21 protein-coding genes are annotated in these 22,151 nt (G+C 71.7%); 8 read left to right on the top strand and 13 right to left on the bottom strand.

Going from position 1 to position 22,151, the window contains the following annotated elements:
* A complete protein-coding gene (locus tag ABZ078_RS09925) occupies positions 1–822 on the top strand; it encodes an enoyl-CoA hydratase-related protein (protein WP_356573474.1) in 822 nt (273 codons plus the stop codon).
* A 30-nt stretch (positions 823–852) separates the two neighbouring features.
* Here ABZ078_RS09925 and ABZ078_RS09920 read toward each other — a convergent pair whose 3' ends face one another.
* Positions 853–1,842: a hypothetical protein gene (locus ABZ078_RS09920; protein ID WP_356573473.1), complete on the bottom strand. Its 990-nt coding sequence runs from the start codon at positions 1,840–1,842 to the stop codon at positions 853–855.
* Between the two features lie 82 nt (positions 1,843–1,924).
* Between ABZ078_RS09920 and ABZ078_RS09915 the strand changes: the two genes are divergently transcribed.
* Positions 1,925–2,527 carry a flavin reductase family protein gene (locus tag ABZ078_RS09915; RefSeq protein WP_356573471.1) on the top strand — a complete coding sequence of 201 codons (603 nt, stop codon included), beginning with the start codon at positions 1,925–1,927 and terminating at the stop codon, positions 2,525–2,527.
* Here ABZ078_RS09915 and ABZ078_RS09910 read toward each other — a convergent pair.
* Positions 2,524–3,828, bottom strand: coding sequence for an MFS transporter (locus tag ABZ078_RS09910; RefSeq protein WP_356573469.1), 1,305 nt, complete (start codon positions 3,826–3,828; stop codon positions 2,524–2,526). The genes ABZ078_RS09915 and ABZ078_RS09910 overlap by 4 nt on opposite strands.
* 71 nt (positions 3,829–3,899) lie before the next feature.
* On the opposite strand from ABZ078_RS09910, the gene ABZ078_RS09905 reads away from it, so the two are divergent.
* Positions 3,900–4,916, top strand: coding sequence for a helix-turn-helix domain-containing protein (locus ABZ078_RS09905; RefSeq protein ID WP_356573467.1), 1,017 nt, complete (start codon positions 3,900–3,902; stop codon positions 4,914–4,916).
* Here the strand turns inward: ABZ078_RS09905 and ABZ078_RS09900 are convergent.
* From ABZ078_RS09900 to ABZ078_RS09885, 4 genes are all read right to left on the bottom strand, one after another.
* A complete protein-coding gene (locus ABZ078_RS09900; protein WP_356573466.1) occupies positions 4,827–6,077 on the bottom strand; it encodes an MFS transporter in 1,251 nt (416 codons plus the stop codon). The genes ABZ078_RS09905 and ABZ078_RS09900 overlap by 90 nt on opposite strands.
* A gap of 142 nt (positions 6,078–6,219) precedes the next feature.
* Positions 6,220–7,269, bottom strand: coding sequence for an alcohol dehydrogenase catalytic domain-containing protein (locus tag ABZ078_RS09895; protein ID WP_356573464.1), 1,050 nt, complete (start codon positions 7,267–7,269; stop codon positions 6,220–6,222).
* Complete coding sequence (locus ABZ078_RS09890; RefSeq protein ID WP_356573462.1) at positions 7,269–8,420, bottom strand: acyl-CoA dehydrogenase family protein; 1,152 nt, start codon at positions 8,418–8,420, stop codon at positions 7,269–7,271. The genes ABZ078_RS09895 and ABZ078_RS09890 overlap by 1 nt, the downstream gene beginning before the upstream one ends.
* Positions 8,421–8,536: 116 nt before the next feature.
* On the bottom strand, positions 8,537–9,448 hold the full coding sequence (locus ABZ078_RS09885; RefSeq protein ID WP_356573461.1) for an SDR family oxidoreductase: 912 nt from the start codon (positions 9,446–9,448) through the stop codon (positions 8,537–8,539).
* Between the two features lie 95 nt (positions 9,449–9,543).
* Here ABZ078_RS09885 and ABZ078_RS09880 point away from each other — a divergent pair, with 95 nt between their 5' ends.
* A complete protein-coding gene (locus tag ABZ078_RS09880) occupies positions 9,544–10,470 on the top strand; it encodes a cyclase family protein (protein ID WP_356573459.1) in 927 nt (308 codons plus the stop codon).
* A 457-nt stretch (positions 10,471–10,927) separates the two neighbouring features.
* Here ABZ078_RS09880 and ABZ078_RS09875 read toward each other — a convergent pair whose 3' ends face one another.
* The 3 genes from ABZ078_RS09875 to ABZ078_RS09865 all read right to left on the bottom strand — a co-directional run bounded on the left by ABZ078_RS09875 (position 10,928) and on the right by ABZ078_RS09865 (position 13,910).
* A complete protein-coding gene (locus ABZ078_RS09875) occupies positions 10,928–11,404 on the bottom strand; it encodes an ATP-binding protein (protein ID WP_356573457.1) in 477 nt (158 codons plus the stop codon).
* Between the two features lie 493 nt (positions 11,405–11,897).
* Positions 11,898–12,773, bottom strand: coding sequence for an acyl-CoA dehydrogenase family protein (locus ABZ078_RS09870; RefSeq protein WP_356573455.1), 876 nt, complete (start codon positions 12,771–12,773; stop codon positions 11,898–11,900).
* 3 nt (positions 12,774–12,776) lie between these two features.
* A complete protein-coding gene (locus ABZ078_RS09865; RefSeq protein WP_356573453.1) occupies positions 12,777–13,910 on the bottom strand; it encodes an acyl-CoA dehydrogenase in 1,134 nt (377 codons plus the stop codon).
* Between the two features lie 156 nt (positions 13,911–14,066).
* Between ABZ078_RS09865 and ABZ078_RS09860 the strand changes: the two genes are divergently transcribed.
* Positions 14,067–15,575, top strand: coding sequence for an AMP-binding protein (locus ABZ078_RS09860; protein ID WP_356573451.1), 1,509 nt, complete (start codon positions 14,067–14,069; stop codon positions 15,573–15,575).
* A gap of 3 nt (positions 15,576–15,578) precedes the next feature.
* On the opposite strand, the gene ABZ078_RS09855 is transcribed toward ABZ078_RS09860, so the two are convergent.
* Both ABZ078_RS09855 and ABZ078_RS09850 read right to left on the bottom strand, forming a co-directional pair.
* Positions 15,579–16,091, bottom strand: a complete 513-nt coding sequence (locus tag ABZ078_RS09855) for an EF-hand domain-containing protein (RefSeq protein WP_356573449.1) — start codon at positions 16,089–16,091, stop codon at positions 15,579–15,581.
* Positions 16,092–16,242: 151 nt separating this feature from the next.
* Positions 16,243–16,623: an STAS domain-containing protein gene (locus tag ABZ078_RS09850; protein WP_356573447.1), complete on the bottom strand. Its 381-nt coding sequence runs from the start codon at positions 16,621–16,623 to the stop codon at positions 16,243–16,245.
* A 403-nt stretch (positions 16,624–17,026) separates the two neighbouring features.
* On the opposite strand from ABZ078_RS09850, the gene ABZ078_RS09845 reads away from it, so the two are divergent.
* Both ABZ078_RS09845 and ABZ078_RS09840 read left to right on the top strand, forming a co-directional pair.
* Complete coding sequence (locus ABZ078_RS09845; protein WP_356573445.1) at positions 17,027–17,620, top strand: sigma-70 family RNA polymerase sigma factor; 594 nt, start codon at positions 17,027–17,029, stop codon at positions 17,618–17,620.
* Positions 17,617–19,062 carry a zf-HC2 domain-containing protein gene (locus tag ABZ078_RS09840; RefSeq protein ID WP_356573443.1) on the top strand — a complete coding sequence of 482 codons (1,446 nt, stop codon included), beginning with the start codon at positions 17,617–17,619 and terminating at the stop codon, positions 19,060–19,062. Before ABZ078_RS09845 ends, ABZ078_RS09840 begins: the two co-directional genes overlap by 4 nt.
* Before the next feature lie 190 nt (positions 19,063–19,252).
* Here ABZ078_RS09840 and purU read toward each other — a convergent pair whose 3' ends face one another.
* The gene (purU, locus tag ABZ078_RS09835) at positions 19,253–20,134 is read right to left on the bottom strand and encodes a formyltetrahydrofolate deformylase (RefSeq protein ID WP_356573441.1); all 882 of its coding nucleotides are present in this window, start codon (positions 20,132–20,134) and stop codon (positions 19,253–19,255) included.
* Between the two features lie 82 nt (positions 20,135–20,216).
* Positions 20,217–20,717, bottom strand: a complete 501-nt coding sequence (locus ABZ078_RS09830; protein ID WP_356573439.1) for a hypothetical protein — start codon at positions 20,715–20,717, stop codon at positions 20,217–20,219.
* A 117-nt stretch (positions 20,718–20,834) separates the two neighbouring features.
* Here ABZ078_RS09830 and ABZ078_RS09825 point away from each other — a divergent pair, with 117 nt between their 5' ends.
* Positions 20,835–22,145 carry an ABC transporter substrate-binding protein gene (locus ABZ078_RS09825; RefSeq protein ID WP_356573437.1) on the top strand — a complete coding sequence of 437 codons (1,311 nt, stop codon included), beginning with the start codon at positions 20,835–20,837 and terminating at the stop codon, positions 22,143–22,145.
* Positions 22,146–22,151 lie beyond the last annotated feature (6 nt).

The raw sequence follows: 22,151 nt of genomic DNA, 5'->3' as shown, positions 1-22,151 counted from the left end.
ATGCCCGGTTCCCCCCGTGTGCCCGGAAATTCCGTCGATTCATTGGTACAGCACGCCACTGACAATCAGGTCTGCCGCATCACGCTCAACCGCCCCGAAGCCCTCAACGCCCTCACCCCTGACCAGCGCGAACGCCTCATCCGGCTGCTCGCCGACGCCTCCGCGGACCCGGCCGTGCGGGCCGTCGTACTGACCGGGACGGGCCGGGGCTTCTGCGCCGGGGCTGATCTGCGGGGAGGATCGGCGGCCGGGGCGCGGGTGCCCGGCGATGTCGCCCGCACGATCCGCCTCGGTGCCCAGCGCCTCGTCGCATCCGTCCTCGACTGCGAGAAGCCGGTGATCGCGGCGGTCAACGGCACCGCGGCCGGCCTCGGCGCGCATCTCGCGTTCGCCTGCGATCTCGTCCTGGCCGCCGAGTCGGCGAAGTTCATCGAGGTGTTCGTCCGCCGGGGCCTCGTCCCGGACGGCGGCGGCGCCTACCTCCTCCCCCGCCTCGTCGGGCCGCAGCGGGCGAAGGAGCTGATGTTCTTCGGCGACGCACTCAGCGCCGTGGACGCGCAGCGGCTGGGCCTGGTCAACCGGGTCGTGCCGGACGGCGAGTTGGGCAAGACGGCCCGCGAGTGGGCCGAACGCCTCGCCGCCGGCCCGACCCGCGCCCTCGCCCTCACCAAGCAGCTCGTCAACGCCTCCCTCGACACCGACCGCGCCACCGCCTTCGCCGCGGAGGCCGCCGCGCAGGAGATCAACATGACGACGGAGGACGCCCGGGAGGGGGTGGCGAGCTTCGTGCGGCGCGGGAGCCCCGAGTTCAGGGGGCGGTGACGCTTCACCGGGTTCAAGGGGCGGTGACGCTCACGAATCGCGCCTCAGGATCCGCAGGTCCGGCGCGTCCGGATCGCCGAACCGCACGAACAGTTCGGGTTCGTCGGCGGTGCCGCCGACCGTCCAGTACGTCTCGTCCCCGCAGCCACCGCGCAGGCGTACGAGGACGCCGTCCCGCTCGCTGTCGCCGTAGGGGTCGTCGGTGCGCAGGTCCCAGGTGCCGGTGCCGTCGCACCGGACGAGGACCGGGTCCGGCGGATCCGCCGAGTCGTCGTAGATCCGCGGCTGCAGCGGCACCTTCGTGAGTTCGGCGTCTCCGTCCGGACGCAGCCGCAGCACCGCCCCCTGGTCGTCGCGCCAGTCGCCGGCGAGCTGCTCGGCGGACAGCACAGGGGGCTCGTAGTCCTCGACCAGCCCTGTGATCGTGGCCAGCACGCCGCCTACGAAGACCAGCAGGAACAGGGTGACCGACGCGAACAGCGAGGGCAGCCACACGGCCCAGTACCCCTGCGGCCGGCCCGTGACCCGCGCGCGTCTGCGGAAGTGGGCGAGGCCGAGCGCGGGCAGCACGCCGAGGGCCGCGAGGAGGGGCGCGGTGGCGGTGACCGGCCACCCCCACAGCAGGGCGGTGAGCGCCGCCCAGGCCGCGCCGATCGCCGTGGTGCTAAGCAGGTGCCAGGCCCATGCCGGACCGGGCAGCCGGCGAGTGACGACGCGCGCGAGGAGGTCCGCCGGCACGATGTGCGCGACCGCGTGCATGAGGCCGGCGAACGGCAGCACCACAGGTGCCGCGGCGAGCAGACAGGCCAGGGCGAGTAGCAGGGCGAAGCCGTACGGGGTGCCGCCGTAGTCGTCGCCCGACTGGGTTCCGATCCACCAGGCGAGACCGAGCGCGGGCAACTGCGCCGCGCATACCGCGGCGGCGGCGTTCAGCTCGACGAACGGCCGGACCGCGCCACCGGGTCTGTCACCTTGCGCGTCGCCGTCCCCCTCGCCCCGTCCGCTGTCTCCCCACCCCATGGGTGCAGCGTACGCGCGCGTGCTCCGCGGCCGGTCAGACCCCTTCCTATCTGACACACCGTCAGCTTCAATGGTCGGTGTGATGGGACACGCAGGAATGGCGGCCGCCGCCGTCCGCTACCTCAGGTCGGTCAGAGCAGCCCCCGCACGCGAGCCCGTCGAAGTGCTGCCGCGGCCCGAGCTGCGGTGCGTCGGCGAGGACGAGCGGGCGCCGGTCGGGCAGACCGAGTTCCGGCGGGTGCTGGGGAACTTCGCGACGGGTGTGGTCGTCGTCACCGCCAACGACCCCCTGGACGCCGCCCCCGCCGGTTTCGCCTGCCAGTCCTTCTCCTCCCTCTCCCTCGATCCGCCCCTGGTCGCCTTCATGGTCGGCCGTACGTCGAGGACATGGCCGCGCATCGCGCGCGCGGGCGACTTCTGCGTGAACGTCCTGAGCGCCGGCCAGGGCGAGCTGTGCCGCGCCTTCGCGGTGAGCGGCGCCGACAAGTTCGCGGGGGTCGCCTACGACGCGGCCCCGGTGTCCGGCTCCCCCCGCCTCGCCGGCACGCTCGCGTGGATCGACTGCACGATCCACGCGGTGCACACGGGCGGCGACCACCTCATCGTCGTGGGCCGGGTGGACGCGCTGGGAGCGGCCGACGGGGACGAGCCGCCGCTGCTGTTCCACAAGGGGCGGTTCCTCTAGGCCGCCACCGTGACCGGGGCCGCCGGCCGGCGGATCACCAGCGCCATCAGCGCCGCCGCCGCACACAGCGCCCCCGACGCCCACCAGACGATGTCGTACGACCCGAAGACGTCGCGTGCGACCCCGCCGAGGAAGGCCACCAGGGCGGCACCGACCTGGTGGGAGGCGAGGACCCAGCCGAAGACGATCGCGCTGTCCTCGCCGTAGTGCTCCCGGCACAGGGCGACGGTGGGCGGGACGGTGGCGACCCAGTCCAGGCCGTAGAAGACGATGAAGAAGAGCATCGGCACGTGGACCGTCGGGAACAGCAGCATCGGCAGGAACAGCAGCGAGACACCGCGCAGGGCGTAGTAGACCGCGAGCAGGCGGCGGGGCTCGAAGCGGTCGGTGAGCCAGCCGGAGGCGATGGTGCCGACCACGTCGAACACGCCGATGACCGCGAGCAGCGAGGCGGCGGCCGGGACGGGCATGCCGTGGTCGTGGGCGGCGGGCACGAAGTGGGTCTGGATGAGGCCGTTGGTGGAGGCGCCACAGATCGCGAAGGTGCCGGCGAGCAGCCAGAAGGGGCCGGTGCGGGCCGCCGTGAAGAGGACCTTCACCGCCCTGCGCGCGGCGCCCGGCACGGGGGCGGGCTTGGGCACGAACTCTCGTGCGCCGTACGGCTTCAGGCCCACGTCGGCCGGATGGTCGCGCAGCAGCAGCCAGACGAAGGGAACGACGGCGAGGGCGGCGAGGGCGACCGTGACGGCGGCCGGCCGCCAGTCGCCCGCGTCGACCATCAGGGCCAGCACGGGCAGGAAGATCAGCTGGCCGGAGGCAGAGGCGGCGGTGAGGATGCCGGTGACCAGGCCGCGCCGCTCGGTGAACCAGCGGTTGGTGACCGTCGCGGCGAAGGCCAGCGCCATCGAACCGGTGCCCAGCCCCACCAGCAGCCCCCAGCACAGCAGCAGTTGCCAGGGTGCCGTCATCCAGACCGTGAGGCCCGAGCCCAGCGCGATCACGGTGAGCGCGACGGCGACCACCCGGCGGATGCCGAAGCGGTCCATCAGCGCGGCGGCGAAGGGCGCGGTCAGGCCGTACAACGCGAGGTTGACGGAGACCGCGGCCGCGATCGTGCCGCGCGACCAGCCGAACTCCTGGTGCAACGGATCGATGAGCAGGCCGGGCAGGGAGCGGAAGGCGGCGCCGCCGAGGATCGTCACGAAGGCGACGGCGGCGACGTACCAGGCACGGTGGATGCGGCCACGACCTGGCTCCGGCGGGGACTTGTCGACGGCGGTGGCTTGGGTTGTCTGCGTCACGACATCGAGCTTCGGGCCTGCGCGCCCGCTGATCCATTGGCCCGAAGGACAGCATTCGTTAGGATCGGGCCATGCGCGGTGAGCCGGAGTTGCGTCCCCATCGTGTGGCCGTCCTCGCGTTGGACGGCGCGCTGCCGTTCGAGCTGGGCATCGCGCACCGGATCTTCGGCCGCCCCAAGGACGCCCGGGGGCGGCACCTGTACGAGGTCGTCACGTGCTCGATCCGGCCACCCGGGCCGGTCCAGACCGACGCCGACTTCGCCATCGACGTCGCCAACGGCCCGGAGGCCCTGGCGACCGCCGACACCGTGATCATCCCGGCGTCCTACGAACTCGGCCCGGTCTTCGAGGAGGGCGTGCTGACCGACGAACTGGCCGCCGCGCTCGCCCACATCCGCCCCGGCACCCGGCTCGCCTCCATCTGCACCGGCGTGTACGTCCTCGCCGCCGCGGGCCGCCTCGACGGCCGCCCGGCCACCACGCACTGGGCGGACGCCGAGCGCTTCCAGCGGCTGTTCCCGAGGGTCCAGGTCGACGCGGACGTCCTGTTCATCGACGACGGCGACGTGCTGACCTCGGCCGGCGTCGCCGCCGGGATCGACCTGTGCCTGCACATGGTCCGCCGCGACCACGGCACGGCGATCGCCAACGACGTGGCCCGCCGCACGGTCGTACCGCCCCACCGCGACGGCGGCCAGGCCCAGTACATCCACCGCCCGGTCCCCGACCCCCAGCAGGCGTCCACGACCACGGCACGCGCCTGGGCCCTGGGCCGGCTCCACGAGCCGATCCAGTTGCGCGACATGGCCGAGCAGGAGGCCATGTCCGTACGGACCTTCACGCGCCGCTTCCGCGAGGAGGTCGGCATCAGCCCCGGCCAGTGGCTCACCCAGCAGCGGGTGGAACGAGCCCGGTACCTGCTGGAGTCCACCGACCTGTCCGTGGACCAGGTCGCCCGGGACGCCGGCTTCGGCACGGCCCAGTCGATGCGACAGCACCTACAGGCGGCGCTCGGTGTCACGCCCACCAGCTACCGGCGCACCTTCCGCGCCGGCGAGGCCGACAGCCAGGTCACCACCCGCACCTGAGCCCTCCCGGCGGACCTCTCCCCACCAGCCGAGCGCCGACAGCAACAGAGTCACCACCACGCCGGCCTGGATGGCCGTGGACGGCGCCACCACCTGGAGCAGACCGCCGGCGAGGGAGCCCGTCGCCGCGTAACCGGCGCCCGCGGCCGCGTACATCACGGAATAGCCGGCGGCCAGTGCCCCCGGCGGCAGGGCCTCGCGCAGGGACAGGTTGCGGGTGATCAGCGCGCCCGACTGGAGCGTGCCCGCCAGGACGAGGACGACCGCGATCCCGGCCGCCCCCGGTATCAGCGCGGCGAGGATCACGAAGACGGACATGCCGCACATCAGCACCACGCTGCGCACCCGGAGCCGCCCCGGCCACGACCGGAGGCCGTACACGAACGCCCCGAGCCCCGCTCCCATGGCCATGCCCGCCAGCATCGGGCCGGACCAGCCCACACCGATGCCGCGCTGTTCGAGGAGGGCGGGCAGGGTGAGTTCGGACAGGCCGAGCAGGGTGATGCTGGCCGCGCCCGTGACGTACACCGGCCACGCGTGGATCAGCACGCGGAGCTTCACCCGCCCTGCCTCCCCGTCCTGTTCCCCCTTGGCCCAGCCGGCGGGCAGCAGCCAGTGGCCCACGATCGACATCGCCATCAGGGCGGCCGCAAGGAGCAGCGGCACCCGTGGCGCCACCCCGAGGGCGAGACCGGCGACCGCGACCGGGGAGACCGCCCACACGCCCGACATCAGCATCGACTCGGTCGACAGCGCCTGCGCCACGGCACGCTCCGGGACCAGCGAGGTCAGCAGCGTCCGCTGCCCTCCGGCGACCGCGGCCGGCGCCGCACCGGCCAGGAACGCGAACGCCCCCAGCACGAGGGAATGCGCCCCGGCCAGCGCCCCGAGCCCCGTGAACCCGACCGTCCCGCCCGCGAGTCCGAGGGCCAGATGACGCCGGCCACGAGCCGGGTCCAGCCGCATCCCGAGGACCGGGGCGCAGATGATCTCGCCGAGCACATAGGCCGCCGCGAGCGTCGCCCCCAGCGTGTAGCCGCCGGGACGCTCGCGCACGAGGAACACCAGGGCCAACGGCGTCATGGCGACCGGCATACGCGAGGCGACGGCGGTGCAGGCCCAGATCAGGACCTGCTTGGAGGCGACGTCTCGATAGGTCATGGAAACGACGGTAGGCGCTGCCGCTGACAACGCGGCAGCGGTTTTCCGGGCCTGTGGAAAACGGCGTGGAGCAGCCGATCGGCGCCGGGCCGTACGTCCAGCCGCCGCGCCGGAGACACCCCCACAGCGGCCACACCGGACCTCAGAACGTGAGCACCCCGCGCGCCACCTTCCCCGCCTCCGCGTCCGCCGCCGCCCGCTCGAACTCCTCGACCGGATATGTCTGCGTCACCAGTTCGTCCAGCATCAACCGTCCCGCCCGGTACAACTCGGCATAGAGCGCGATGTCCCGCTGCGGCCGCGACGACCCGTACCGGCAGCCCAGGATCGCCTTGTCCAGGTACATCGACGACACGACGAAGGACGCCTCGGCGCCGGTCGGCGGCACCCCCAGCAGAATCGCCTGCCCGTGCCGGTCGAGCAGATCGACCGCCTGCCGGACCAGCTCCACGCGCCCCACGCACTCGAAGGCGTGGTCCACCCCCGTCGGCAGCAGCTCCCGCACGCCCTGCGTCGAGGTCAGGAAGTCGGTCGCCCCGAACTGCCGCGCCACCGCCTCCTTCGCCGGGTTCGCGTCGACGGCGACGATGCGCAGCGCGCCGGCGATCCGCGCGCCCTGAAGGACGTTGAGGCCGATGCCTCCGGTCCCGATCACGAGCACGCTGTCACCCCGGTCGACCTTCGCCCGGTTGAGCACGGCGCCCACCCCGGTCAGCACCCCGCACCCGATGAGCGCGGCGGAGGGCATCGGAATGTCCTTCGGGACGCGCACCACCTGCACGGCCTTCACCACGGTCCGCTCGGCGAAAGCGGAGTTGGACGCGAACTGGAAGACGGGCCGCCCCCCTCGCGTGAACGGCTGCCCGGGCCGCCCGATGGCCTGCCGGCACATGGTCGGCCGCCCCCGGTCGCACTCCGCGCACGTACCGCAGTTGGCGAGCGTGGACAGGGCCACATGGTCGCCGGGCACGACATGGGTGACACCCACACCCACGGCCTCCACCACTCCGGCGCCCTCGTGGCCCAACACCACAGGAACCGGGAAAGGTATGGTCCCGTCCACCACGGACAGATCGCTGTGACACAGCCCCGCCGCCGAGATCGCGACCAGCACCTCACCCGGACCGGGACCTCGCACATCCAGGTCGTACGCGACCTCGGCCCGCTTCCCGTCGAACACCACGCCGCGCATCACGCAATCCCCTTGGGTTCCCTCGGCAGGCCGAGCACACGCTCGGCGATGATCGTGCGCTGCACCTGGTCCGAACCGCCGTAGATGGTGTCGGCCCTGGAGAACAAGAACAGGTGCTGCGCCTCGTCGAGTTCGTACGGCGCCGAGGGCGACCACTCCGCCGGCCCGACCCCGGCCGCCGCGCCCCGCACCCGCATCGCCAGCTCCCCGAGCCGCTGATGCCAGCCGCCCCACAGCAACTTGGCCACGCTGGGCGCCCCCGCGTCCCCCGAACCCCCCAGCGTCCGCAGGGCGTTCCACCGCATCACCCGCAGCTCGGCCCACTGCCGCACCAGCCGCTCCCGTACGACGGGATCCTCGACGGCCCCCGACTCGACGGCCGCACGCACGACCGTCCCCAGCTCCTGCGCGAACCCGACCTGCTGGGCCAGCGTCGACACACCCCGCTCGAACCCGAGCAGACTCATCGCGACGCGCCACCCCGCGCCCTCGCCCCCGACGACGTGCTCCACGCGCGCGTGCGCGCCGTCGAAGAAGACCTCGTTGAAGTCACTCGTGCCGGTCAGCTGCCGGATGGGCCGCACCTCGATGCGGCCCGGCTGGTCCATCGGCACGAGCAGAAAGCTGAGGCCGTGATGGCGCCGGGAGTCCGGATCGGTGCGCGCCAGCACGAAACACCAGTCGGCCTCGTGCGCGAGAGAGGTCCAGATCTTCTGCCCGGTGACGCGGTACGTCCCGTCCGAACCGAGCTCGGCCCGCGTCCGGACACCCGCGAGATCCGACCCCGCGCCGGGTTCGCTGTATCCCTGGCACCAGAGCTCGTCCCCAGCGGCGATCGGCGGAAGAAAGCGAGCCTTCTGCTCCTCGGTGCCATGGGCGATGAGAGTGGGCGCCAGGAGCTTCTCGCCGATGTGCCCCGACCGCGCAGGCGCGGCGGACCGGGCGTACTCCTCGGCCCAGGCGACCTGTTGGGTGAGGGTGGCGGTTCGGTTCCCATGACCGGACTCGGGCCAACCCAGCCCGATCCACCCGGCTTTTCCGAGCATTCGTTCCCAACCACGCCGGTCCTGAGCGTCCTTGGCATGCTCCTCCAGCCACGCCCGGGCTTCCACACGAAACGCCTCGTCCTCAGGTGCGAACCCGAAGTCCACAGGGGCCTCCTTGTAATCACCGGCTACGGACAACGCCCTTTCTCCAGGGGCGCGGGGGACCCGCGCGACCAGCCACGAACCACCCGCGGCCGCCGTACGACGGCATCCCCGAGCTCTCAGGCGTTCGGCCGTTCCCCCCGCGCCGCAGCCCGAGCCATCGCCTCCACCCGCTCCAACATCGGCATCGGATCCACCCCCACCGCCCCCGGCAGAAACGCCGCTATCCGCTCCGGCGTCCAAGAACCCTCGGCATACGCCGCGCGCAGCTCCCGCGGCTGAGCCCACACCGCGATCTTCGGCCCGGCGACCGTGTACACCTGCCCGGTGACGCCCTGCTCCTTCGCCCCGTCGGACAGCAGGTACACCACCAGCGCGGCAACGTCCTCCGGCTCCCCGATCTCCGTCAACTCCGTGGGAACGTTCGCCGACATCCGCGTACGAGCAACCGGCGCCACGGCGTTCGCGATCACCCCGTACTTGTGCAGACCCAGCGCGGCGCTCCGCACGAGCGAGATGACCCCGCCCTTCGCCGCGCTGTAATTCGCCTGCGAAACCGACCCCTGATGATTGCCACTGGTGAACCCGATCAAGGCTCCCGCCCCCTGCTTCCGCATCACCGCGGAGGCGGCCCGGAACACCGTGAACGTGCCCTTCAGGTGCGTGGCGACGACCGGATCCCACTCCTCCTCGGTCATGTTGAACAGCATCCGCTCCCGCAGGATCCCGGCGACGCACACGACCCCGTCGATCCGCCCGTAGGCCGACACCGCCGCGTCCACGACCCGCTGGCCACCCGCCATCGTGGACACGTCGTCGGCCACGGCGACGGCCTCCCCACCCGCCGCCTCGATCTCCTTGACGACACCCTCGGCGACCTCGCTCGTGGGCGAGACCCCGGCCACGGACACCCCGTAGTCGTTGACGACCACCCGCGCGCCCTCGGCGGCGGCGGCCAACGCCACCGCCCGCCCGATCCCCCGCCCGGCACCCGTCACGGCGACGACCTTGCCTGCCAAGAAGTTCCCCACGCCCCGGCCCCTTCCCGCAGTTTCTGACGGTCCGTTAGATTCGACTTGATTCTACGACCCGTCAGATACGCGGAGACAAGCCCCGGGGAGGACTCATGTCACTGCCGGACGCGTTCCACGAGATCGCCAAACGCGTGAACAACTGGGGCCGTTGGGGGGCGGCCGACGAGATCGGCACCCTCAACCTGATCACCGACGAGGTCGTCCGCGAGGCGGCCGCCTGCGTCCGCACCGGCCGCCGTGTCCCCCTCGCCCTGCCTCTCCGGCAGGACGGCGTACAGACCGGGATGATCCCGGGGCGGGTCAACCCGCTGCACGCCATGGTGCAGATCAACCAGGAGATCTTCGGCCCCGGAACCGTCGCGTGCAGCGACGACACCGTGACCATGGGCCTCCAGGCGGCCACCCACTGGGACGCGCTCACCCACGTCTCGCACTCGGGCCGGCTCTACAACGGCCGCCCCGCCGCCACCATCACCCCGCACGGCGGCGCCGAGTTCAGCGGCATCGACAAGGCGCGGCACATCGTCTCGCGCGGAGTGCTGCTGGACGTGGCACGCGCGCGTGGCGTCACCCGGCTCGACGGCGGGCACGCGGTCACCCCCGAGGACCTGGAGGCGGCCGAGGAACTCGCGGGCACGCGCGTGCGCGCCGGTGACATCGTGCTCGTACGGACGGGGCAGATCCAGGTCTATCTCGCCGGCGACAAGCACGCGTACGGCCATCCCTCACCCGGCCTGTCGATCCGTACGCCTGAGTGGTTCCACGCGCGCGATGTGGCGGCCGTGGCGAACGACACCCTCACCTTCGAGATATTCCCGCCCGAGACGGAGGACCTGTGGCTGCCCGTGCACGCGCTCGACCTGGTGGAGATGGGGATGCTGCAGGGGCAGAACTGGAATCTCGAAGAGTTGTCCACAGCCTGTGGACAAGAGGGCCGCTACACGTTCCTGCTGTCGGCGATGCCCGAGCCCTTCGTCGGCGGTACGGGGACGCCCGTGGCGCCCGTGGCCGTGCTCTGACGTTCTGACGTCGTGACACCGCGACGTCGTGACACCGCGGCACTGTGACGTCGTGACGAGGTCGGCTGGCGGCGCGGCTTCCCAGTTCTCGGCTCCGCCCGAGCTGGGAGGTGCCCCATCCGCCCCGAGCACGGCACCGCGCGCCGCCATCCGACTCCGGCGTACCCGCCCCGGTCCCCCTGGCCCCGAGAAGACCGACGCCGATCACGACCCACACTCGGCGAGGGTCTCCGTCACCGAAACCCTCGTCGTCCCCTCGCGGCGAATCGCTGACCACAAGCGTGATCAACCGGACACTCGGCGTCAACACCCAATCGGTGATTTGTCACTTACGTCCCGTTTTCCCCGGCCGCGCACGGAAGCATGCCCGGGCGCATCGACGCTCACCCGAGCTGAAGGAACGGCGCTTACTGCAACCGTGCCCCCGAATCGGCGAAGTTCTCGCGCCGTGCGCCCGTCAGACCGCCTCGTACGCCAGCCCTTCGTAGGCCGGCACCCCGCTGCCACAGGCGGAGGCGGACCCGTTCACACCGGCGGCCCGATCCAGTTCGCACCAGATCCGCTTGCCGGCACCTTCGGAGCACCAGCCCCACCGGTCCGCCAGGCCGTCGACGAGCGCGAGGCCCCGGCCGCCCGTCGCGTCACCGTCGGGGCACCGGGGCACCGGCGCCCGGTCACTGCGGTCGGTCACCTCGAGCCGTACGGTGGCGGACTCCTGGGCCGCGCCCGGCAGGGACAGCCGCAGCACGGCCGGGCAACCGGTGTGCACCACGGCGTTGGTGACGAGTTCGGAGACGAGCAGGATCAGCGTCTCGGCGAGCGGCTCATCGACCCCTATCCCGGACCCGGCAAGCCGCGAGCGGGCCCACCGCCGGGCTCGCCCCACCTCAGCGGGGTCGGGCCGGATCTCCAGCTGCACTTGAAGCACCTGCACCGCTCACACCATCCGAACCGGCGGACACATAGCCCCGCGCCTCACGAGGGCCACGATCCTAGCCATTCTTTTCATGGCCAGAACAATGGCCAAAGCTAGGGTCACGGAACGTGAATCCCTTAGCTGACAGCATGGTTGACGTACAGTCACCCCAACAAGCGCTTCGGGCATATTCCAGCGCGAAGGATTACCCGTGCGCCATACTGTGCGACGCTTGCTGCGGGGAGTCGAACAGGCGGGGACAGAAAGCCCTCCCGCCCTGCGAGCAGCGGCGCGCACCGCCGGATCCGGAGCCGCCTCGAAGGCAACTCCGGCATGGCTCGTACTCGGAACCACTCGCATCTGACACAAGGTACCGGAGCGGACCGCCGACTCCAGGCCGTGACGAGTCACGCGTAGGACACAACCCGATATCAACGCTCCGTAATTCCGGTATGCCACAATCCGCGACATCCGCTCGGGTATGGACGGCGACACCGCAGACCAGGGGCTTTCAGGTCGATCCGGTGAGAAGTTCGGCGGCCAGGTTCTCCTCACTCTCCGTAGCGTCGCCCGCACGATGGGTTCGCACCCATGCGCGCTTCAGATGCAGATGGACCTCGAACTCCCAGGTGAATCCCATGCCGCCGTGCACCTGGAGACAGTCGCGGGCGCCGCGCACGGCGGCCTCGTCGGCGAGCAGCCGGGCGGTGTGGATGTCGGCCGGGGCGGCGGTGACGGCCGCCGCGTAGACGGCCGCGCGCGCCGTCTCCGTGCGCACCAGCATCTCCGCGCACAGGTGCTGCACCGCCTGGAAGGCTCCGATCGGCCGCCCGAACTGCTCACGCGCCCGGGCGTGTTGCACGGCCAGCTCGCACGCGCGTGTGGCGCTGCCCAGTTGTTCGGCCGCGGTGAGGAGTACGGCGACGGGGTCCACGCCGCAGGCCGTGGGAACCCGGTGCAGGGGCGTCAGCGGATCGACCGACCGCAGCGGTACGGCTCCCGTCGCGTCCCCGCGTACGACGTCCGCCTCGGCGAGCCACTCCACCAGCCCGTTGCCGGCGGCCGCCACCACCGCCTCCCCGGTGGCCGCTCCGGGCACCGCCCCCGCCGCGAGATGCGTGGCCACCAGGGGCCCGGGCAGCAGCGCGCGCCCCGCCTCCTCGAAGGCCAACACCGCCTCCGGCAGCCCGAGTCCGACCCCGCCCCCGGTCTCGGGCAGCCGCAGCGCGAAGAACCCTGCGGCGCCGAGGTCCCGCCACAGGGCCCGGTCCAGGCGGCCGGGCGCGTCGACGGCGGCCCGCAGCGCCTCCCCGCCGAAGCGCCGCGCCAGCAGCTCCCGCACTGCGCGCCGCAACGCCCGCTGGTCCTCGGTCAGTTGGAAACGCATCCGTCACCGCCCCTTCGGCAGCCCGAGGATCCGCTCGGCCACGATGTTCCGCTGGATCTGCGAGGTGCCGGCGGCGATGGTGTACGACAGCGAGGAGAGCCGGTCGAGCGTCCACGGCCGGTCGAGGTCCAGGGACTGAGGCCCCAGTACGTCGGCCGCGGCGTCGTAGAGGTCCTGGCGGGCGTGCGAAAACCTCAGTTTGAAAACCGAACCCCCGATCCCCGGCACCCCTCCGCTCTGTTCCGCGTCGCTCACGTTCCACTGCGTCAGCCGCCACAGCGCCCGGAACTCGGCGTTCAGCCGACCGAGCCTGCGGCGCAGCACCGGGTCGTCCCAGCGTCCGTTCTCGCGCGCCGCAACGGCGAGTTCGCGCAGGACGCGCCGGCAGGCGACGACCTCGCCCACGAAGGCCGTGCCGCGTTCGAAGGAGAGGGTCACCATCGTCACGCGCCAGCCGTCGTTCTCGTCCCCGACCCGGTGGGCGACCGGCACCCGCACCTCGTCGAGGAACATCTCGGCGAACTCGGTCGACCCGGCGAGGGTCCTCAGCGGCCGGACCGTGATGCCCGGCGCGTCCATGGGCATGGCCAGCCAGCTGATCCCGCGGTGCCTGGGCGCGTCGGGGTCGGTGCGCACCAACAGCTCGCACCAGTCGGCCACTTCCGCATGGGAGGTCCAGATCTTGGACCCGCTCACCACATAGTCGTCGCCGTCCCTACGCGCGCGCGTGCGCAGTGCCGCGAGGTCGGACCCGGCCTCCGGTTCGCTGAAGCCCTGGCACCAGACCTCGTCGCCTCGCAGGATCGGCGGCAGCCAGCGCGCCCGCTGCTCCGCCGTCCCCTCGGCGGCGATGGTCGGCCCCGCGTGGAGCAGCCCGACGAAGCCCGCCCCCACATAGGGCGCCCCCGCCTTCTCGGTCTCCTCCAGGAAGATGAGCCGTACGGTCGGGGACGCGTCCCAGTGGACATCGGCGTATCCGGCGTCGTGGAGCATGCGCTGCCAGCCGAGGTCGTAGGCGCGGCGCCCCGGCCAGTCGTCCGGGGAGGGCTTCGGCGGAAGCGTGGGCAGGACCTCGCCCAGCCACTCCCGCAACCGGGCGCGGAACTCCTCTTCTTCGGGCGTGTACGCCAGGTCCACCGGACGGATCCCCCTCCACCGGAACGGGAGAATCTGACGTGACGTCAGATCAATGACTCACAGGAAGGCTAGACCCGCACCCCTGGACCGACAAGGCGGTGAGCCCTACGCTCTGCCCACTATCTGACTGACCGTCAGCTACGGCAGGGGGCCGTCATGACCGACACCGCTCACGCCCTGGGTTCCTCGCGCACCCTCTGGGACCTTCTCGCCCGCCGCGCCGACCGCACCCCCGACCGCCCCGTCCTCCTCCAGGACGACCGCCGCCTGAGTTTCGGCGAGCTACGCGCGCGTGCCGAGCGCGTGGCGGCCGGCCTGTACGACCTGGGCGTACGCCCCGGCACGGTCGTCGCCTGGCAGCTGCCCACCCGTATCGAGACGGTCCTGCTCTCCTTCGCGCTGGCCCGCCTTGGCGCCGTGCAGTCGCCGGTCATCCCGTTCTACCGGGACCGCGAAGTCGGCTTCGCGCTGCGGGAGTCGAAGGCGGAGTTCTTCGCGGTGCCGGGCGTGTGGCGGGGCTTCGACCACACGCAGATGGCGCGGCGGCTGGGCGCGAAGGGGATCTTCGAGGCGTACGACACCCTGCCCGACGGCGATCCGTCCGTACTGCCCCCGCCACCCGCCGAGGGCACCTCGGTGCGCTGGATCTACTGGACCTCGGGAACGACGTCCGACCCCAAGGGCGTGCTGCACACGGACCGCTCGCTGATCGCGGGGGGCTCGTGCCTGGCGCACGCCCTGCGGCCCACGGACGCCGATGTCGGCTCGATCGCCTTCCCGTACGCGCACATAGGCGGCCCCGACTACATGGTGATGCTGCTGCTCCACGGGTTCCCGGCGGTGCTGTTCGAGCAGTTCGCGCTGCCGGACGCGCTGGGGGCGTACCGCGAGCACGGTGTGACGATCGCCGGCGGGTCGACGGCGTTCTACTCGATGTTCCTGCAGGAGCAGCGCAGGCAGCCGTCCGGCGCGAAGGCCGTCCCCTCGCTGCGGCTGCTGGCGGGCGGCGGGGCACCGAAGCCGCCCGAGCTCTACCACGCCGTGGTCCGTGAGATGGGCGTGCAGCTCACGCACGGGTACGGCATGACCGAGGTGCCGATGATCACGATGGGGGACCCGGACGACACGGCGGAGAACCTGGCGACGACGGAAGGGCGGCCGCCGGAGGGGATGGAGATACGGATCGTGGACGGGGAGGTGCGGCTGCGCGGGGAGGCGGTGTGCCGGGGCTATCTGGACCCGGCGCAGACGGCGGCCGCCTTCGACGAGGAGGGGTTCCTGCGCACCGGTGACCTCGGGTACCTGACGGACGCTGGGCATCTGGTACTGACCGGCCGGCTCAAGGACGTGATCATCCGCAAGGGCGAGAACATCTCGGCGAAGGAGATCGAGGACCTGCTGCACCGGCATCCGGCGGTGGTGGACGTGGCCGTCATCGGGCTGCCGGACCCGGAGCGCGGGGAGCGGGTCTGCGCGGTCGTGGAGCAGCCGGCGGGCGCGCGGAAGCTGACCCTTCAGTCGCTGACGTCGTATCTGCGCGGCGAAGGGCTGTCCACGCACAAGCTGCCGGAGCAACTGGAGGTGGTGGACGCCCTTCCGCGCAACGAGACGCTGCGCAAAGTGCTCAAGTACCAGCTCAGGGAGCGTTTTTCGCGAACGTCGTAGAGGTCACTCGGGAACGGTGAAGTAGCGGGCGAACGCGGTGATGATCTCGTCCTCCGCCACCCTGCCGTCGCCGTCCGCGTCGAGCGTGGCGGCGGCGGCCCGGGCGACGTCCTGTGCCACGCCGAGGCACACGAGCACGCGCGCGGTGTCGGTGACGGTCGCGGCTCCGTCGCCGTCGGAGTCGGCCAGGTCTAGGGCGGCGTGCAGGAAGGGGCGGGCGATCTCGGCGAACCGGTCGGGGTTGTCCCGCAGCCGCTTGACCGCGCCGTTCACGAACTCCTCGCGGCTGATGCGCTGGTCTCCGTCACGGTCCGCTATCCCGGCCATGCCCTGCCAGAACGCCTCGGCGCCGCCGTACAGCGCCTGGCCCTTGTCGGACCGGGCGGCGACGCCGAACTCCGCGAGCAGCGCCTTGGCCGCTCCGCTGAAGTCCTCCCGGTCGATGTAGCCGTTGCCGTCCTGGTCGAAGGTGGCGAACCGGGCGGCGATCTCGCGCTCGTACTCGCTGCTGACCATGTCTTATCGGGCCGCCTTACGTCACGTGGGGTGCTTCTCGCACGGAGCGTACGACGCCGGGAGCCGTTCGGGCGCGGGAAAGCGGCGGTTGTGCCAAGACCGGGGGAATTTTGCGACAACGGTGTGGCACTTCGGGGGGAATCGGGGCTGTTCAGGCCGACAGGGGTCCGGCGTCGTCCGCGACCGCCGCCGTGACGTCCGGGTACACCTCGAACAGCCGGCGCACCCCCAGCGCCCCCAGGACCCGGTTGACGTGCGACCCCTCCGCCGCGCCCTGCGCCGGGAGTATCAGCCGCAGGCTGCCCTGACATGAACGGATGAGGCGGCGGGTGGCGATCAGGACGCCGACGCCGCTGGAGTCGCAGAACATGACTTCGGACAGGTCGAGGACGAGGCTGTGTCGGCCCTCGGCCACCGCGTCATGGATGTGCTGGCGCAGGGCCGGCGACGTCACCAGGTCCAGCTCGCCCGACACTTGGAGCACGGCCCAGTCGCCCCGCTCACCGCCGGTCACTTTCACCGTCATCACCACGCCCCTCGCTCGCCGGACCCGCCGAAACGGAAGCGACTCCTACGCTTCCTTGCAGCGCGGCTGCCCAGCGGCTGTTCCCTGAAACACCCTCCAGAAAACGGTCACCGATCAGAAGAGGCTTGTTTCAATCGCATTCGATCCTGTTCGATCGGGTCTGATCGGACGGCTCACGGGTAGCCGAGCGAGTGCGAGGTCCTCTATCACGAACGCGAGGTGCGTCACCAGCCATGACTCTTCAAGGGGCGCACATTGCCACAAAGGGGCGTGCGCTGTCAGACGTGCCGACTACATTCGGGGAGACGATGGACGCACGCTGGACAGGGACGGACCGGTGAGAGCCTGTGAACCCATCCACGTCGCGGCCCAGACGGGGAATGGTTCACAGGCTCTGAAGGGGGGCCGTATGGCGAAGAAGGACGCACTGCCCCGCTGGGACCGCAAGATGCAGCAGCGGCTCGCCCGGGGCGAGGCGGCCGCCCTCGGCGAGCTCTACGACCGGTTCGCCTCGCTCGTGCACGGCCTCGCCCACACCGTGCTGGGCGACGAGCGCGCCGCCGACCACCTCACCCGTGACGTCTTCGCCCACGTCTGGGAGCACCCGGACACCTACGACCCCAAACAGGGCCCGCTGCGCAGCTGGGTCGCCGCGCTGACCCACCGCCTCGCCGTGCAGCGCCTGCGCGCCACCGAGACCGCCGCCCTGGCCCGGGCCGGCCAGGGCTCCACCGAGGAACTGGAGCGCAAGGTGCGGCACGCCTCGGTCGCCGCCCGCGCCGACTACATCGTCCAGTCCATGCCCGTCCCGCTGCGCGCCGCACTGGAGCTGGCGTACTTCCAGCGCCGTGACTACCGCCAGACCGCGGCCGACCTCGGCGTCACTGAGGACGAGGCCCGTCGCCGCCTGCGTCTGGGGCTGCAACTGCTCTCCACGGCCCACGACACGGCCCACGACGCCGGAGCGCCGGGCGCTCCGCCGGGGTACGGGGGTGCGGCGTGAGCGGAGCGGGCGGTTTCGAGGCGTACGACGACCACGACGGACACGACCACGACGGACACGACCACGACGGACGCGATCACGACGGACGCCAGGAGCGGTCAGCGCACGACGGCCAGGAGGGACACGAGGAGTTCCGGAGGACCGCCGGGGACGACCGCACCGGCACGGGCGGCCCGAGCGGCCCCGGCGACGGACAGGGCAACGACCCCGACCCCGGCCCCGACCCTGAGCAGCCGCCCCGCATACCTCTCCCCCGCGCCTCCGTGGAGGACACCGGCCGGCCCCTGCCCCCACTCGACGAGTTGCCCGGTCCGCCTGCCCTCGCCCTTGAGCACCGCGTCCTGAAGTCGCTCCTCGGGGCGTGGGCGCTGGCCGCGTGCTCCGCGGAGGAGACGGCGGCCGTGGAGGAGCACCTCGGCACCTGCGGCCCCTGCGCCGACGAGGCGAGGCGGCTGCGCGAGGCCGTCGGTCTGCTGCACCCCGCCGAGACCCTCGACCTTGACCCGTCCCTGCGCACCCGCGTCCTGCGAGGCTGCCTGGAACGGCGCCCGCCGCGCATCCCGGTGCCCGAGTGGGCGAGGCCGTACGACGCCGAGACGGCCCGCCTCGACGCCCTGCTCCAGGACTTCGGGGACGCGGAGTGGCACGCGCCCGTGCGGCTGCGGTGGTTCCGGGGCGACGAGCCGACGAGCCGTCGTACGACCGTCGCCGGGGTCATCGCGCATCTGCTGACGGTCGACGGGCTCGTGGCGGTCGCGCTGGGACTGGACGACCCGTTGGGCGACGTGGCCGCGGACCGGCCGACGCCGGCCGCGCGCACGGAGGCGTACTGGCGGGCGTCGCACTACCCGCCGACCCGCGCCGTACGGGCACCGTGGCGCGAGCAGACCCATGCCCTGGTCCGCACGGTGTCCTTCACGGGCGGCGGCGCGGGCAGACTGTCGGTGCCCTACGGCGACTTCGAACTGCCGCTGCACGACGCGATGCTGGACCGCGCCTTCGAGTGCTGGGTGCACGCGGAGGACATCGCCGAGGCGGTGAACTACCCGTACGAGCCGCCGACCGGCCGGGACCTGCACTCCCTGGTCGACCTGGCGGCCCGTATGCTCCCCACGGTCCTGGCCGCCCGCCGCCGCGCGGGCCTGGCGGCACCGCCGCCTCCCGGACCGCACCGCCGTCTGGTGCCGGCCGGCGAGCCGGGCCGCAGCCTGCGCCTGGAGATCGAGGGCTCGGGCGGCGGAGAGTGGCTGATCCCGCTGGACTCCCCGGCGGCGGTCGGCTCCGCGGAGCACGAGGTGGCGCATGTCGCCCTGGACGGCGGGGAGTTCTGCCGGCTGGCCGCGGGCCATGTGTCTCCGACGGAGGCGGCGGCGGGGCAGGTCGGTGACCGGGAGGCGATCAGGGACGTCCTGTTCGCCGCGGCGAGCTTGAGCCGTATGTAGGGGTGGGTTGCGGATTCACGGGCGCCTGCGGGTGTGTGTGGGCTGGTCGCGCCCACGCGGCGGAGCCGCATATCGATACAGCCCCGCGCCCCCGGAGGTGCGTCCACTGCACGTACTCAAGGGGCGCGGCGAACTGCGCGAGCAGCCACGAACCACCCGCAGCCGCCGTAAACCAGAAGTACCCGAGCTATCAGGCGAAAACGACCGTCCGCCGCCCGTTCAGCAGAATCCTCCGCTCGGCATGCCACTTGACGGCCCGAGCCAGCGCCTGGCACTCCACATCGCGCCCGATCGCCACCAGCTGGTCCGGCGTCACGTCGTGCCCGACCCGCTCGACCTCCTGCTCGATGATCGGCCCCTCGTCGAGATCGGCGGTGACGTAGTGAGCCGTGGCACCGATCAGCTTGACACCCCTGGCATGCGCCTGGTGATACGGCTTAGCGCCCTTGAAGCTCGGCAGGAAGGAGTGGTGGATGTTGATGATCCGCCCGCTGAGCTGCTTGCACAGGTCGTCCGAGAGGACCTGCATGTAGCGGGCCAGCACGACCAGTTCCACGCCCTCCTCGCGCACGATCTCCAGCAACTGCGCCTCGGCCTCGGACTTGTTGTCCTTCGTCACCGGGATGTGGTGGAAGGGGATGTCGTACGACCCCACGAGTTCGGCGAAGTCGGTGTGGTTGGACACCACGGCGGCGATCTCCACCGGCAGCGCACCGATCCGCGCCCGGAACAGCAGGTCGTTCAGGCAGTGCCCGAACTTGCTCACCATGAGCAGGACCCGCATCTTCTCCTCGGCCCGATGGATCTGCCAGTCCATGTGGAAGGAGTCCCCGATCGCCGCGAAGCTCGCCCGCAGCTTGTCCACCGTGACCGGCGCCTCCGCCGAGAAGTGGACGCGCATGAAGAACAGTCCCGTGTCGTGGTCGCCGAACTGCTGGCTGTCCTCGATGTTGCAGCCGGTCATGAAGAGGTAGCTCGACACGGCGTGCACGATGCCCTGCTTGTCGGGGCACGAGAGCGTGAGGACGTACTGGTCGGAGGGGACCGCGGCTCGGGTGGACTGCTCGTTCATGCAGCACAGGGTCCCATATCCGGGGCGCCCGGTGGGCAGGCGTCCCGGCACCCGGACCGCTCGGCCCGCCCCGTCGTGATCCCTACGCGGACCGCGTCATGATCCGCAGCACCTCGAGCGTGCGCGGCGGGGCGTCCGGGTCCTCGCCGTCGGCCATGGCCATCCGGACATGCGCGTCCCGCGCCGCCCGCACCGCCTCCGGCCACCCCTGGTTCTCCAGGTACGCGGAGACCGGCGCGTCCGGGCCGACCTGGTGCATGATCCGCAGCACCCGCAGCACGGCGGTGTCGACGAGCGCCGCCTCCTGCGAGTCCCGGAAGATCGTGCCGACGTACTTCTCGGCGGACCAGTTGTCCAGCCAAGTGTCCTCGACCAGGCGGTACACGGCGTCGGTGACGTCGCCGTATCCGTCGACGCCGGCCAGCCAGACGTCCCGCTGGAACACCGGATCGGAGAGCATGTGCAGCGCGGAGCGCACATTGCTGCGCCAGCGCCACCACGGCATGTCGTTGAGTGGCATGCCGCCCATGGTGGAGGAGCGACGGCCGCGACGGGAAGAACTTTCCGAACCTTGCACGGTCATCGATCGTACGATCCTCTTCACGGGAGCGTCACCGCCCCCCGCAATTCACCTTCCGGTCACCACCTGATAACCGAAGGTCACGCCGGGGTTTGGTGTGTGGCGGAATCGTGCGTGCCCATGACCGGCAGGCGACGCATCCGCAGCACCTCCCTCCCCGTGATCACCGACCGGCCCGCGAGAGCGGTGGCCCGCTCCGCGGCGACGCTGGTGACATGTGCGTCGCTCGCCGTCGGGTGCGGTGCCGTCCCCGGCACCACGGGGGGTTCCGGGGACGCGCCGATCACCGTCATGACCTGGGCCCCGCAGGGCACCAAGGCCACCAACAAGCCCGGTATGCCGGCCTTCGCGCAGGCGTATGCCCGCTGGGTGAACGCCCACGGCGGCATCGGCGGCCGCAAGCTGAAGGTCCTCACCTGCAACGACCACAACGACAGCGTGGCCGCGGCGAGGTGCGCCGACCGCGCGGTCGAGGAGAACGTCGTCGCGGTCGTCGGTTCCTACAGCCAGTACGGCGAGACCTTCCTGCCCTCCCTGGAGGGCGCCGGCATCCCCTACATCGGCGGCTACGGCGTCACCAACGCGGAGTTCACCAGCCCGGTCTCCTACCCCGTCAACGGCGGCCAGCCCAGCCTCCTGGCGGGTCTCGGCAGGGAACTGGCCCGCTCCTGCGGCCCCGTCATGCTGGTGCGCCCCGACACCATCGCGGGCGACGAGCTGCCGCCGCTGCTCAACTCCGGCCTCAGGGCGGGCGGACACACCACGTCCAGCGACCAGCTGGCCGACGAGGACGCCACCGAGTACGGCGGCCAGGCGGTACGGGCGCTGGAGTTCTCCACCACCGACGCGACCAGGCGGGGCTGTGTCGTGCCCGCCCTCGGCGACCGCACCACCACCTTCATGGACTCCTTCCGGCGTGCCCGCGCGGACTACCCCGACGTGCGCACCGCCACCGTCCTCGGCAGCGTCGACCAGACCGTGATCAACGCGAACGGCGGTGCGTCGGGCCCGTACGAGGGGTCGTACCTCACCGGCTGGTACCCCGTCGCGAGCGATCCGCGCTGGGACGCCATGAAGAAGGTGATCAGCCAGCAGGCCTTCGGCGACAACCGCATCGATCCCGCCGACGCCGGCGTGCAGACCACGTGGATCGCGTACACGGTGTTCAGGAAGGCGGTCGAGTCGCTGGGCGACCGCGAGGTGACCGCCGACGCCGTGCGAGGGGCGCTGAACGACGGCCTGAGGGTCTCCACGGGCGGACTCACACCGACCCTCGGGTGGAAGTTCCAGGACGTCCTGGCCGCCGTCGGCTACCCCCGTCTGGTCAACCGCGAGGTGACCCTCCAGGTCGTACGGGACGGCCGGCTGGTGGCGGCCCGCAAGGGCTTCATCAACGTGACGAGGACCCTGCGCAACGCCGAGCTGAACTGACCGCCC

It is taken from the genome of Streptomyces sp. NPDC006385, from assembly GCF_040612485.1.
In the GTDB taxonomy this organism is placed as follows: domain Bacteria; phylum Actinomycetota; class Actinomycetes; order Streptomycetales; family Streptomycetaceae; genus Streptomyces.
Note: the sequence above shows the minus strand (reverse complement) of the source record. Positions and strands in the feature narration are given on the sequence as shown.